Raw genomic sequence first — 14,313 nt, 5'->3', positions numbered from 1 at the left:
AAGTTTACTATAAATACCAGTTTTACCATAAAAAAAAAGAATCTTCATTTGCTTTTCCATTTAACATTAATACATTTTTCGATTTGTACCTTATCTTAATAAAAATAAATCGCGTCATTAAGGTCAACTCGAAATAAAAAGGTTCTTAAAAAGAATGGTGTTTTTTTTATTAATATTTTAAAAATTAACAACTGTGGTAAGTATGATTTTTTTTAAAGATTTTGTTTTTGTTTTGAATCCAGCTTCTAATCCAAAAACACCATCCATAACATTGATTTTGGCAGATAGTTCAAGTAAAGTATTTAGCTCACTTGTTAATTTAAGTTGAACAGTTTCTGTACTTAATTTTTTTTGAGCTTTGGGATTTCTAAATTCCACTAAATCCAACAATTGATCTTCATTGGTTAAATTATATCTGTGAACTATTTCCATAGCTTCATTATATGCCCTAGTTCTATCAAAAGAATCATTATTTTCATTGTCTTCAAATATATTACTAAGCTTATATTCTGACTCTATCTTTTTTATAGTTTCTTCTTTATATTCGGCACTTAACCCGCCTATAGGCATATACGAAACATTAAAATCCGCATCTTTTGTGAATTCTTTTTCCTCTATAAATTCTGCTTTTGCAGAAAAATCTTTTGCACCTAATGCAAAAATTATATTTTTATATATGCTAATCTTCTTTGTTAAAAAATATTCTTCAGCCTTTTCGATTTCAACAAATTTATTTTGTTCAAAAGGACTTTTTAGAAACACTTGTTCTGTATTTGGTATGAGTCCAATAAATTTGTTACCCTGAAAAAAATCATTTTCATCCCAACCATAATCTGATGAAATAACATCAATCGCTTTTATTTTCTCGCTATTCTCCTCCCATTTGAAACTTTTAGATTTTTCATCAGAAGTTACCAAAACAACATTACTCTTAATTATATATTTATCCATAAACTATACAAGATGATTATTATCAAAATTACTCCTATTATTATTTTAGCTTTTTTTTTTATATTTTTTCTATTAATACTATCCTTGATGTTTTTTATATCAGATCTAAAAATAGCCCTATTAATTTTGGTGCTTGATTCTTCTAAAACTTTAATAATTTCTTCAACATCTTTACTTTCAATATAAAACATAAATGGCATTAATCTTCCAAAATCATCTTTATTATCGAAAACAGAAGAAATAAAATATCCTTTCGATTTTGAAATTAACCCTTTTTGATTACTGCTTTTCACTATTAAATTATTTTCCTTAAATATTTCAATAGAAGATTTTTGAAAATCCAATAATTCATCAAATAATTCAAAACCACCATCGTTCAAATCATCAATTGAAATTATTTTACCCTCAGTGTTAATAATTGTATTTGGTATTGAAGAGTTTTCGTTTTGAGCCCATAATATTTTCTTCATAATAAAAATTATTTAAAGGCTTTAGTATTAATAAAATCCTGTAAATCAACGTTATTTGTTAAATCAATTAAAACTAAGTTTTCGTTGAATAAGTCACTATAAACCTTATCCTTAACTTTTTCTTTGATTTCATTTCTTACTATGGATTCATTTATTTTGAATTTATCAAAATGACTGCCTATTAAAATGATTTTCATTTTATTATTATTTTTCTTTTTAATAAAATCAATTCTAGCATCAACATCCCTTTGTTCGTTAGTTTTATTTAGATATTCAAAAGAGTTAAAAACAAAAAAATACACATCATAATTATTATCTAGAAGCATTGGACCGTAATTTTTTTTTATAAATTCTTCACCTCCACCAATATCTACACCCTTTTTTATATAAAGTCTTTTTCCATTTTCTAACTTAAATTCAATTTCACTCAAATCTCTTATGCTTGTTCCTGGACCTTCATTTTCATTTCTCAGAAAATTAAAAATAGTTGTCTTTCCTGAATTTTGCATCCCAAAAATACCAAGGCCTATCCTTTTATTATTCTTAAAAGATCCTCCAGCAATGGCACCTCCAATTACTCCTGCTACACCCGCACTAACTAAAGCAGTTGTAGTTCCCAATCCAAGTGCGGCTGCACCAGCTAATAAAGAGCCGCCACCTGTGAATGGTACAGCAGCAACAGCGACTACACCAATTGCTGCACCACCTAAAATTTTACTAATTCTTTTATAATCCATGGTTGTGTGATTATTTAAATTATTATTATTTTAAAATTAATATAATAAACTATATAAACATATTATCATCAAAGCATTTACTTTGTTAAGTATTTACAAAAACTTCTTTGCCATTCTCTCAATTCCATTATCTGCATTATTTAAATTAACTAAAGTAAGTTCTTTATCAATACCAAATTTGATAATGTTAGCATGGTTTTTCATCCAATCTTCCATTCTGTGTTTCCCTTTGGATTTGTTAATGGAAGTTAATGTCACACCAACATTTTCTATACAGTTTACCACAATAGCAATTTCTCCATCGGTCAAACGGTCTCTATATTTGGTGAAGATTTCTTCTGACGATCTGATATGTTCGTAATCATACGGTTCACCACCACGCAATGTAATTCCTGTATATATATCTCGGTATAAAGCAATACCGTTACCTATTTTACAAGCTTCTATGTGCATAACTGCTTTTACTTTCGTAAAAACCTTATCTATCTCCAATCTACTGTAAGGTCTGTTAGGGTTAATAGATTTCATAATTTAAATTAATCTATTTAAAGTGCAGGAGCATGTTTTCCTTTGTTGGCACCATTCGGGTGTCGGTAACAAGGGTTATTGGTTAATCCAGAAATGTTTGGATCTGAGGTACCACAATATTTACAATAGTATTGAGATTTGGTACTACCTTCGTATAACTTATGTTTTCCCTTGTTGCTTCCATTAGGATGTCGAAAACAAGGATTGGCTACTAAGCCGGCTATACTTGAATTTTTTGTGCCGCAGTATTCGCAAAAACAGTCTGGCATATAAATAAATAATTAATTAATAAAATTCTTTTTAGTGTCCTATGTGGTATTTTGAGCACCTATGAATGTAATAATTCTTGGAAACTCAAACTTAGATAAATTATTTATTAAAAAGCATTAAATTGCTTTAAAAATTATTAATTCATATATCCTTTTAATCAGCAGGATATTAATAAAACTCATTAATTATAATTGAATTGACAATTTAGCAGATAAAGATAAAACTGCTTTGCTTTTCACTGATTTGTTTAAGTGGAGCGTATATATTGCTTTTATGTTGCGGATAAGTAGTCCTTATGGTGCAAACAATCTCAAAAGTGCAATTCTAAAATAATTCCTTTGTGTGGATTGTCTTTTAAAATATCACCATCTAAAAAAGTTGATGTTTTAAAAGTTGAAAGCTGCTTTAAATTTTCGGAGACAAAAATGTGGTCTATACAGTTTTCTATTTTTTCGGTGGCGCGGAAGATATTTAAGTTATCTGTAAAATTTAGTAATTCAGTTCTGCTGTTGATGGTTGATAACTGTCGTTTTTCGTTTTCGAAAAATGAGGTGTTGAAGTCTCCGGCAATGATAACGTTCTTGTTTTCCTTTAAGATGTTTTGAATGTCAGCTTTGAAATTTTGAAGTTCTGCCCTTGCGATTTCTTCTTGGTATTTTATTCCCCAGGTTCCAATGATGGTTCCGTAAATTGAAATTTGCTTTTGGTCTATTGTGAATTTATGACAAACAGAAGTATAATTATCAATGGTTTTTATCTCCTGAATGGAATGGTGCCTTGAATAAATAGTGGTTCGCACTGGTGTTGCTCCTTTTAGGTAAATTTCATAATCCAGATGTTGGAATTCTTCTTTTGTCGGGATTGGTTTGGAATGGTACTTAAAATAGTTGTCGTGAAAACTGAAGCTTTCAATATTCTCATTCACAACCAAAAAATCCAAATCTTGTTTTTTGATTTCGTCCTGAATTGTCTTTTGTAAATCTTTCGACTTTTTAAACCAGTCAATATTGAGTGTTGCAATTTTCAAGCTGTTTACTTTTTTACAAATTTAGAATTCAATTTGATCACTTCTGACTGCTGATTTTTTATTTATTTGTTTCTAAAAACAATTCCTTCATATCGATTGAATTCAATTTTTCAATATTTAGATATTCTTTCATTTTGTCAATTTCTACTTTCCATAATTTTTCATCTTTTGGCGATATTCTACTTTTAAAATTCTTATCTCCAGTAAAATAAATATTAATCAACTTTGCATTAATCTCATTACGTTTTAATAAATCTAAAACGTAAATACGATTGGCAAGTTGATAATACTTTTTGGTCCAAGGATTTTTATCCGCTATAATAGTTCCGATGTTATAAGCAGCTTTTGTCAACGCCTTTTCAATTTTTTTTAAGCCTTCCCCTGAAGCACCACAACTTTGTTTAAGTTCTCCAATATGTGCTTTAGCTTCAATTAAAATCCAAGTTTTAATGTCATTTTGAACAGTATAACCAACCAAATCCCAATTCATTGAATTTCCCTTTTGGGGCCATTCTTCTTTCCATTGGGAAAATAAAGCTTGGCTATTTTTTTCGTTTTCTAAAAAAGACAAACCTACCAATTCTCTGTCAGGCTCTGCTTTATCTTCGGTAAAATCAAAGTCTAACCAAGTGACATTATCAATAGCTAATAATTGTTTAATTCGTTTGTCAAATTCATTTCTGTGACGACCTATCCATCTTAATAGATGAAATTCACTACCATAACCTAATGCCATTTTTCCCATGTTCAAATATACATAATTATAATGTTATCATTTTTTGTTATCGGTTGCAGTAGCGGTGTAAAATGACTCTTCGCAAGTCATTTATGAGGTTTAGGTTTTCGTGAAATTGTTTTTCCTTTTGTTCGAGAAGTTTGAGAGCTGCAACATTTTTTTGGTGCTGCTCGTGTTCGTGCATCAAAACATTGGCTTTGGGGCTGAATTCGGATTTGAAGTTTTGAAGGCGTAAAAATGGAATTACCGAACCTACTAAATACTGATGCCAGAATTTTGTTTGCCATAAGCTATATGCAACAAAGAAAATGCTTTCGCAATCTTCCGGGTTTTGAAAAATGACAACGAAGCTGTTAGTAAATGGCTCGTTTTGGGGCTTTCCGCTGTTCATCCCTTTGTTAAGAATGAATAAATGCGGTTTGGCGTAGATAGTGCCTTTTTTGTGGGTTTTAATGATAAAATTCAGCATAACATTTGGCTTTGAAAATTGGTTAGATTTTCTATTTTCCGCAGGTTTTCTGTTGAAATGAAGGGTTGCCTCGCTACGCTCCGCCCATAAAATTTTTCAAAAGAAAAAAAAGAAAAAAAGAAAGCCGTTCGTCCAAGTGGAGGGTTTCAAAAAAGCAAGTTTTTTTTAAAAAATACTACCTGATAAGGTGGAGATTTTTTTAAAAACCCGCAGGGCTTGAACTTGCTTTTTTGAATACCCGGAACTTACCTTTGCTAGCTTTTTTTTATTTTTTTGTTTTGATTTCATTTATCAATCGCCATCGTATAAACGGGAGGTGATAGAAAGATTGGGAGTTGAATCGGGAGAAGGGCGTCTTGGGAAAGGGTATCAAATTTTGGGGACGGATGAAAAATCCGAATCAAACAATAAGAATGCTTTTCATCCGGCGCTGAAATTTGATACTCTTTCTTGTGGTTTTGTTTTTTTGAGGATGCCTGAAGTCAGTTGGCAGTTGCAGTGTTTTGTTGACAGGGGGTTTTGTTGTGGAAATGGGAAGCATCTTCAAAAAACAATGCATTAACTTACCGAGTGCGACGGTGCAGTAGCGCGTGTAAGGGTATCATTTTTTTATTTGCTTATTGGGATGTTTCTGATTGCTTTTATTAATAGCTGATGCCACAGAATGAGTTGACAGACGCATTGGCAGTTTACAGAAGAATTATGCTTAGTAACGGTATGGCATCGGCTATTGTGAAAGCAATTACTGCTTTGCGTTGTGGCAAATAAAAAATGATACTCTTACTGGCTTTTTTGGTTTTGTGTGTTCTAAAAATGGCTTTAACCATAGGCAAAAAACTAAATGACTAAGCCATTTTTTGAACTTACAAAAGCAATGAAAATACTACCGATTTAACCAGATAGTTGCTAAAAACAATTACCGTAATCGTTCTTAAAAGCAAGTATGACCGTAAAATTTCTGCTGAAATAGTGAACGTTCTTGAAGACAGTGGCGAAGGGTGGTATTTTTTGTAGCTGGGTGATGCGGCGGGAGCTGCAAAAAATGTTGCCCTGGAGCCACTGGCACGAGCGTTGGGTATGGCGGCTTTTTTACATAATGTTGTTATGGCTCATGACATTGCTTGTTTAGATGCAGGGAGTTTCTTTATGAGCTATAACGCCACATTATGTAAAGAAGCTTTGGGAAAAAAAATTACTGGCGCAAGTTGCGAAGCGTACGTGTTTTTTTTTTAAAAACTGTGCCAGTAATTTTTTTGGGAGCGTTGGCAAAGGAGTGGCAACTGAAATGTAAAACGTCTGGCTTAGATAATTTAGTTAATTGTCCAATATATCATCATGTTTGTTGATTAATGGATCTAACCAATCTGCTTTGTCATTTGCCCACTTTATCCATTCTTGTGTTTCTTGGTCTAGAGTATTTTCGTTTTGCGCTTTCTCTTTTTTTGCTTCAATGTATTTCCTAATTAAAAGTGATTTATTGTATTGTTCCGATAATTTTACGAGTTTATTGAATTTTTCGACCTCTTCGTTTCTTCGTTGTTTTATTTCTTCCTTCCTTTTTAATTCTGCTTCATAGTTTAAGTGCCAAATACGATTTCTTTCTTTCTGGATTTTTTCTTCAGCTGCATAGATTTCAAGCTTAGCCATTATTTTCGCTAACATTTCTTCAACTTTGGCTTTGCCATCACGCCATTCTCTTTCACCAGAGTATTTCCCCATTTTAATAATGAACTCTCCCGTTGGAATGTATTGAGAAGAGCCATATTTTGTTGTTGGAGGAATTCTCTTTGAAGCTTCTCTTAAATCGATTTCAATGAAAACAGTATCGATTAAAACACCAGTATAGCTATATTCTTTACTCCAAGTATGTCCTCTATATCGTAATAATTTTGTAAAAGTATCCATGAAAAGTAATGCTCTTTTTTCACAATCCTCCCCAACTCTTATAGGATAGACAATTCTATTATCCTCACGATAAGAATTGAATTTTATTTTACCTTTCCAATAATCCTTTGTTTGAATAGTAAGTATATCTGGCTTTGTTATAGTTTCCGGAACTATCAAAGGAGCATTGGGATCATTCTCAATTTCTTTGGTTCTTATTGTTAATGGAGTTTGGTCAACATTGATAGTGTTTCCCTCTTCTCTTAATGTCATAACAATTTTATCAATACCTCCGAAAATAGGATTTAGTTTCTCTATTTTAACTTTTTTATTGAATTTGAGTTTTAGCCAAAAACCATTTGGTGGCATAGGAATTTCAAATTTTTTACAGATTTTTTTAAACCCTTCATTTGAAATCGCATACTGCTGTGTCAATTTTGAAATTGGTGTAGACCAAACCAAATCATATAATTGCTTTCTTGATAGTTCAATTGTTTCCATATAAAATAACTCTTTAAAAATTACAATTAAAGATAATATATGTTACTTGAAAAACTAAATTAGCGAAATGAAGCAAACAAATAATTGATGCTAGGAATACTTGGACTAGAAGCGATTTTTATGAAGTTGAATGAGATAATTACTTTACTTAATCAACAAACATAGTTATCTGGAAGGCTAATGCTTTTTCTTTACAATTTGGACAATAATTATTGACCGAATTTAATTTTAAATCAAAATTATTGATTGTGTTGTTATCGTAATTATTCCCTTTTAAAACATCATCAGAGTAAAATAGATACTTATCTGAATTCTTGTGTTCTAAATAATTTATATTTTCAAATTCTAAGGTTTCCTTATTAATTGCTGGAACCGGACAATTGGTTTGATAACTAAATCTACCTCCACCGTATCTGAACTCGTTTGAAAAACCACAAGATTTACATTTTGATGCTATTATGTTTCCCATTTATTTTTAAAATATAAAATATGAATTTATGAATTGGTTATTATTTTATTCCAAAACTCAGCTACTAATCCATTAGCTGGGTTAATATTCTCAAAAATTGAATCAGTTATAATTAGTGTACAATATCTTGCTCTACTCGTAGCTACATTAAAACGATTTATATTAAAACTAAAACTAGGATTGTCATATGGTATAATAAAAAAAGTAAAATCACATGTTAAACCTTGAATTCTATCAATTGTTTCAATTACAATGTTTTCATTATTAGATATTTCAGAATAAATGTTGTCTTGTAGAAAATTACGTGATTTTCTGAACGCTGTCAATATGGCTATTTCTAAATCTGGTTTTTCACTTTGTAATTCCTTTATTATTCTAATCAGTAATGATGCAATTGAAATTGTAAACTTGCCTTCATGTTTTATATCTGAAAAATATATTGAAGTTCCTCCTTTAGGATTAAATAGATTATTTAATTTTTCAAATTGGATAGAAGGTGTTTCTAACTCAGATAATGAGATTAAAGAGTTATCATAGAAAATACCAGTTTGGTTAACCGCTTCAGGAAGTAATCTATATGAACCTGTCAATCTTATTTTTAGACATTCTTCTTTTGAAGCAAAATGCTTTAGCCCATATATAAGCCAATTTATTTTTTTATCAATAATAGAAGGATTTCTCTGTGAAACAACAGGAGGTAACTGCATATGATCACCAACTATTAATAATTTACGACCAAGAGCTTTAGCACAAGCAATTGTACCTAAAAAAGATTGACTGGCTTCTTCTAATATTACATAATCAAAAATAGTTTGAAAATCTGTTTCATTAGCAATGCCCGTCATTTTATAATATGTAGTCAATACTAACTCTCCTTTAGCTGGTAAGACTGTTTCACAATTTTTTAGCCCTTTACAATGTTTTTGCTCTTCTGAATTTAAATTAGTTTTTGAAATTTTACCAGCATTTAAATGATTTGATAAACCATCCTTCGAGACTAATTCAATTAAAGCACGATTTGTTAAAGCGGTCACTAAAACTGATTTGTTGTGTTCTAATAAATAATTGCAAATTTTAGCTAAAATTGTTGTTTTACCAGTACCAGGTGGTCCTTGAATAATAGCAACATCAGAACTATCAAAATTATCATTTATTTCTACTAAAACATCTGTATTTTTATCTTCTTTGGAAACCTCAAAATTATTATCATTGTATTCATTATCAAGAATTCTTCCTGGCATTGAATCTGAGTTAATTTTTTTTGTTGCTTCAATTAAGTTAGTATAATATTTTATTGGAGGTTCTTTTCTTCCAAAAACAATATATTGACCAATTACTAATGATTCTAAAAAAGTAATTTCTGCCTGGCTAAAACCAACTTCAATAAATTCTTCCTTTTCGTTTTTTTGAATAAAGATTGGAAGTACATCTGAAGTAATTTCAGCATTACTTCTTAGGTTTTCATATGAGATATTTTTCCAAGTTGAGAAATCAAAAACAGAATCAGGAAACTTTAATGCTAAAAGAGGTACTTTTAAAGCTGGCGCTGTTGTTTTTCTAAATTTTACAATACAATTACCTCTTATGCTATGTGTACCCAAATAAATACCTAAAAATAATTCTTTAGAGTTTTTTAAGTCATCAATATTGGATTTAAAATAAAGTTCATATTCATTTAGAAGAGATTCTATTTCTCTTTCATAAAATTTAATCTGTTTGTCTCTAGTTAATGAACCCATACTTATAAATAATTTTCGTCACCAATATTACTATTCTTTGTAATCTGATTATTTTCATTATTAAAAATATCGGTATTTAATTTTTCAGCCATTTCTTGATTTGTAATGAATAATAATTTAGTAGAACTGACTGCAGCGTTTCCCATTAATTTATTTACTAATTCAATATCTTTAGCACTATTATCAACACGGATTAATGTATATGGATTATAGGGTAAGTTTATTAAATCGTCTTTTGAATATATTATTTTGAAATCTTCATTACCTAAGTAAATCCAAAGCTCTATATTATCACCTTCTAATTTTTTCCAGCTGTAAGGATCCAAATACAATAATCCTTTTACTGAGGAGCGAAAAATAATGTTTCGTATTTCCCCTTTATCATTTTTGAAAGATTTGACATTTGTTTCCCGAAATTCTTCTGGGTTACTTGGAGAGAAGCCAATATTATCCAAATTTAATATTCCTTTAAGTGAAGCCGAAAAGTTTGCTTCTAATTGAGATGTTAATTCCTCGGTAAGTTCTCCACCGATAATTTGTTTAAGAGTTTCTATTTCACTTAATGAAAAATCGTTTGGATTGGTGTATTTTGTTTCTAGAGTTTTATTTAAATAATCTATATTTTCCTCATTTTTAATTACTTTAAGCTTGTTAAGGTTTTTTCTAATGACTATTTTATCTACATTATTTATTCCAAATTCTTCACATAAGACATCTAATAGAATTATTTCATCGGCAAAAAATAATTTCTTATTATTTTGATCATTATAGAACATAACGGGCTCAGAATAAGTAGGATGATTATCGAACGTTATTTCAATATTTGAGCATTGAACAAAATCATAGGTATTAAAAAAATATTCAATTTCAGAAATATCGTGAGCTATTATTTTGTCGTTAAAGCATTCATTAACAACATTTTGAATTTCTTTAATTATTATTACGCTTTCAATTTCTTCTTTTGTATGATTTACAGTTAAATTAACATCTCTAACAACTGTAATTCCAAGTTCAGTCAGTTTATTTTTAAATTCTTCATTATAATCAAGACTGTCAATGGAAATTTTATATAAGTCGTTAGATTTTGATATTATAGAAATTGGTAATGATTCTAAAGATTTATCTAGATAGATGGTATCAGTTATTTTTCTATATTCATTATCTGAACATCGAAATTCAATAGATTCACAAATAATACCTTTTTGTTCATTCGTAAAATCAGCATTGTTTAGATGGTCAAAAATTAAATTCTTATAATCGTTATTTTCATATTCTTTATTTGACAGCAATGCTTTTATAATATCTTGATTATCTAGTTTGTCTTTAAAATTTAAACATTCAGCAAGACCGTTAAATTTCTTAATATCAAAAGTTAAACAATTATCATTATCCTTTAAATAAATTTCTAAATATGGAGAATACACCTCTTGAGCTGAAACACAAATACCGCTTTTAATAGGGAAATATTTATTGTCTGGATAATTTAAAAATAATATAAAAAGACTTTCATTAATTTTTGGATGAGTAAGGCCTGTGTTTACTTTTTTTATAATTAAATGATAGTCACTAATATTAATTAACTTATTCCAAAATATATTTAAGTTGTCATATTTATTATTAATAAGTTTAAAAAAAGCGATGTAAAAAAAATTGTCTCTAACAGTATAATTACCAATTGGAAATGGATATGTTTTAAATTCCTTTTTTTCATTTAATTGATTAATTTTAATGCCAGGAGTGATATTAAATTTCAATAAAAAATTATAAAAATCAATATGATTTTTTTTATCTAACAATTCCATGTATTCAGATGAAATATATTTTACATCATCAATGTTTTGAAATAATTCTTTAGAATAAAAATCCACTTCGTCAATATATTTTGAAAATGAATTGTCAATAAATAAATTCAATTTTGCTGGGCTGACAATTGAATTATCAGAACATAATATTGGGAAATTAAATAAATTGTCGCGATTTACATCAAGATCTTTAATTGTGCTGAGAAAGTTAAAAATGGATATTAATGAGTTTAAAATATCATTTTGATTACTGCTATGAACTTCTTTAAAATCATTTTTAGATAATTTTCTTAATGTTCTATTAAATAGTCTGTTTTCTGTAATTTCGATATCAGCAATTTGTTTTATAAATTTAATAAATTCATTTTTTTGAATTTTGTATTCAATACATATTTTATCAATGTTAACATAATTCATTTCTTTGTCACCATATCTTTCATTTAAGAATGAGTAATCTTCCTTACTATTATCCACTTTCATCATTATAGCATCCTTCAATACAATCAATTGCCCGTCATTACATTCAATTAGAAGTTCAGAAAATTGATTATTAACTAAAAGATTGTTTCTATAATCCGCAAGGTTTTTATTAATGAAAAGAAAAAACCATAAATTAGAAAGAGTAGACTTTTTAAATTCAATTGTTTCTATTTCATCACTTTCAATAATTGAAAGCTTACTTATTATGGGTTTAATATTTTTAACTATTAAATCTATGGTATATTCCGTATCGTATTCGTCAACTGATAAAATATCAAATAAAGATTTTATTCTAGAATGTTTTACCAAAACTTCTTCTAATTCTTTTGGAGAAGGTATATATAAATCAAGATATTTGAATGTTTCTTTATAAACTTCTTCAATATTTAAAGTAATGTCTGATAAGTGATAATATTCTTCATTTAATTTGAATGGTTTTACTTTTGTTTTAAGTAAACTGTGAATCTTTTTTGAAGACTCTAAATGTCTAATTTTGAATAAAAAGCTGATTAAACTCTTTAAATCAGTAAAGTATATTTGTTGGATTGATTGAAGACTTAGTAATTCTAATAAATCAACATCATCAAATATTTCAATATCTAAGAAATATTGAAGTTTGTTTTCTTCATCATTAATAATTGAAGAGAGAATTTTTTTATCTCTATATTTTTCAATTTCATTTAAGTGCTTTTCATCAATAATTTTAAATATACCGGTTTTATCAATTATTAGATTTTCCTTTTTTATTTTAGAATTATCGTTACAAGGCAATTCTAAAACAACACTATTTTCGATATAGTTATCATTGATAATTGCCAAAGCATTAATATTACTATTTTCAAAATCAGGTATCAATTTTAGAAAATCTGAATACCTACCTTCATTAATTAGAAGCTGTGAAAAAGATATTAATGCTTCTGAAGCAAATTTTAAAACTTCGGAATTGTATTTTAAATTACGAACTAAATCTGTCCTATCAAGATCAGGGATAAAATCCGCATTTATAATATACGGAATGCCATGTTTAGTATTTGACAATGGTAAATAAGTGAACAAATTAATAAGTTCTAAATTTTCATCTAGTGGTAATGCTATACTAACTTTAGGTTTTCTAAAATTTCTCATTTTAGATGGAATAGCTGTATTATTTTCATCTAATAATTCGGCAATTACTTCCGGGTTAGTAATTTTATACTCATTTGAATAGGTTAAAAATTTACCTTGAACTACTTCGTTTGATTTTAAAGTTAAAATATCGAAGTTATTTTGATTCTCAATTTCTTTTTGCAAACAGTAATAATTATCAGGAACTTTAATTTCTATACGAATTAAATTTTCTAAAAAAATTAATAAATATGGATTTTGAGATAATTGTTTTAAATACTTGATTACATCATTCTTGAGTTCTTCGTTTATTAACTCAATAGCAAAAGCAACTGGTACATTAAAAAAATCGAATTGTTGGATTTCTTCTACTTTGTCTTTTTCAAGTTGAAAAACTGGTAGTACTTCCCAAGGCGTTTCTGCACCTGAAATAGCCTTATTAAATGAAAAACTGAAATTTCCTGAGCGAATATATACATTATGAGAATATCTAAAAACTGATTTAAAACCAATTCCTTTATATCCAATTCTCTCCCTATCATTTTCATTAATTTCTTCTCCAGCTAAAATACCCGTAATTGATTCAAAATTATTTTCTGTAAATAATGAACCATTGTGTTTAACTAATAAATATTTATCAAAAATTTCAAATGTTACTGAAACGTTATTGAAATTTTTATTTGGATGGTCAACAGCATTTTGAATTAGTTCATATAAAAAAGTTAATTCATTTGAAGATAAATCACCTCTTAATCTATCTAAAATATTCCTATTTTGTTTTAAAAACTTTGAAGGTAATGAAAGATGCGTTTTCAAATTCCCTTCAATAATTTTTTTGCTTTTTGTAAAGGATAAAATATTGTCTAAATGAGTTCTAAATACATTTGTGCTTAGATTTATATTTTGTCTTTCATCATTATAACCAATAATAACTACGGAAATAATATCACCCACGTTAATAACTGAAAATAATTTATTAGATAGCTCTGGTTCATTCGCAATATTAGAAACATGTAATCTACAATCATATCCTTCAATTTTGAATAACACTAATTGAGGACCATGCAAAATTTTTACAATTTGTAAATTGTATATTTCACTAGTTTTATACTTTGATTTTATTTCTTGCCAAGTCATTATGGTATG

12 protein-coding genes are annotated in these 14,313 nt (G+C 28.4%); all 12 read right to left on the bottom strand.

Features of this window, described 5'->3' with window-relative positions:
• Positions 1-177 precede the first annotated feature (177 nt).
• The 12 genes from OLM53_RS00835 to OLM53_RS00780 all read right to left on the bottom strand — a co-directional run bounded on the left by OLM53_RS00835 (position 178) and on the right by OLM53_RS00780 (position 14,304).
• On the bottom strand, positions 178-951 hold the full coding sequence (locus OLM53_RS00835) for a hypothetical protein (RefSeq protein WP_264521160.1): 774 nt from the start codon (positions 949-951) through the stop codon (positions 178-180).
• On the bottom strand, positions 936-1,421 hold the full coding sequence (locus OLM53_RS00830; protein WP_264521159.1) for a hypothetical protein: 486 nt from the start codon (positions 1,419-1,421) through the stop codon (positions 936-938). Before OLM53_RS00830 ends, OLM53_RS00835 begins: the two co-directional genes overlap by 16 nt.
• An 8-nt stretch (positions 1,422-1,429) precedes the next feature.
• Positions 1,430-2,158 carry a hypothetical protein gene (locus OLM53_RS00825; protein ID WP_264521158.1) on the bottom strand — a complete coding sequence of 243 codons (729 nt, stop codon included), beginning with the start codon at positions 2,156-2,158 and terminating at the stop codon, positions 1,430-1,432.
• A gap of 93 nt (positions 2,159-2,251) precedes the next feature.
• Positions 2,252-2,686 carry a hypothetical protein gene (locus tag OLM53_RS00820; RefSeq protein ID WP_264521157.1) on the bottom strand — a complete coding sequence of 145 codons (435 nt, stop codon included), beginning with the start codon at positions 2,684-2,686 and terminating at the stop codon, positions 2,252-2,254.
• 17 nt (positions 2,687-2,703) lie between these two features.
• Entirely contained in the window at positions 2,704-2,955 is a 252-nt protein-coding gene (locus OLM53_RS00815; RefSeq protein ID WP_264521156.1) for a hypothetical protein, read from the bottom strand.
• Positions 2,956-3,266: 311 nt separating this feature from the next.
• Entirely contained in the window at positions 3,267-3,983 is a 717-nt protein-coding gene (locus OLM53_RS00810) for an endonuclease/exonuclease/phosphatase family protein (RefSeq protein ID WP_264521155.1), read from the bottom strand.
• A gap of 58 nt (positions 3,984-4,041) precedes the next feature.
• Positions 4,042-4,719 (bottom strand): hypothetical protein, encoded by a 678-nt coding sequence (locus tag OLM53_RS00805; RefSeq protein ID WP_264521154.1) that lies wholly within the window; start codon positions 4,717-4,719, stop codon positions 4,042-4,044.
• A gap of 46 nt (positions 4,720-4,765) precedes the next feature.
• Positions 4,766-5,188: a DUF6943 family protein gene (locus OLM53_RS00800; RefSeq protein WP_264521153.1), complete on the bottom strand. Its 423-nt coding sequence runs from the start codon at positions 5,186-5,188 to the stop codon at positions 4,766-4,768.
• 1,314 nt (positions 5,189-6,502) lie between these two features.
• On the bottom strand, positions 6,503-7,573 hold the full coding sequence (locus tag OLM53_RS00795) for a hypothetical protein (protein ID WP_264521152.1): 1,071 nt from the start codon (positions 7,571-7,573) through the stop codon (positions 6,503-6,505).
• A 148-nt stretch (positions 7,574-7,721) separates the two neighbouring features.
• Entirely contained in the window at positions 7,722-8,042 is a 321-nt protein-coding gene (locus OLM53_RS00790) for a hypothetical protein (protein WP_264521151.1), read from the bottom strand.
• 26 nt (positions 8,043-8,068) lie between these two features.
• A complete protein-coding gene (locus tag OLM53_RS00785; protein WP_264521150.1) occupies positions 8,069-9,781 on the bottom strand; it encodes an AAA domain-containing protein in 1,713 nt (570 codons plus the stop codon).
• Between the two features lie 2 nt (positions 9,782-9,783).
• Positions 9,784-14,304, bottom strand: coding sequence for a sacsin N-terminal ATP-binding-like domain-containing protein (locus OLM53_RS00780; RefSeq protein WP_264521149.1), 4,521 nt, complete (start codon positions 14,302-14,304; stop codon positions 9,784-9,786).
• Positions 14,305-14,313: the final 9 nt, after the last annotated feature.

It is taken from the genome of Flavobacterium sp. N1994, assembly GCF_025947145.1.
Lineage (GTDB): Bacteria > Bacteroidota > Bacteroidia > Flavobacteriales > Flavobacteriaceae > Flavobacterium.
Note: the sequence above shows the minus strand (reverse complement) of the source record. Positions and strands in the feature narration are given on the sequence as shown.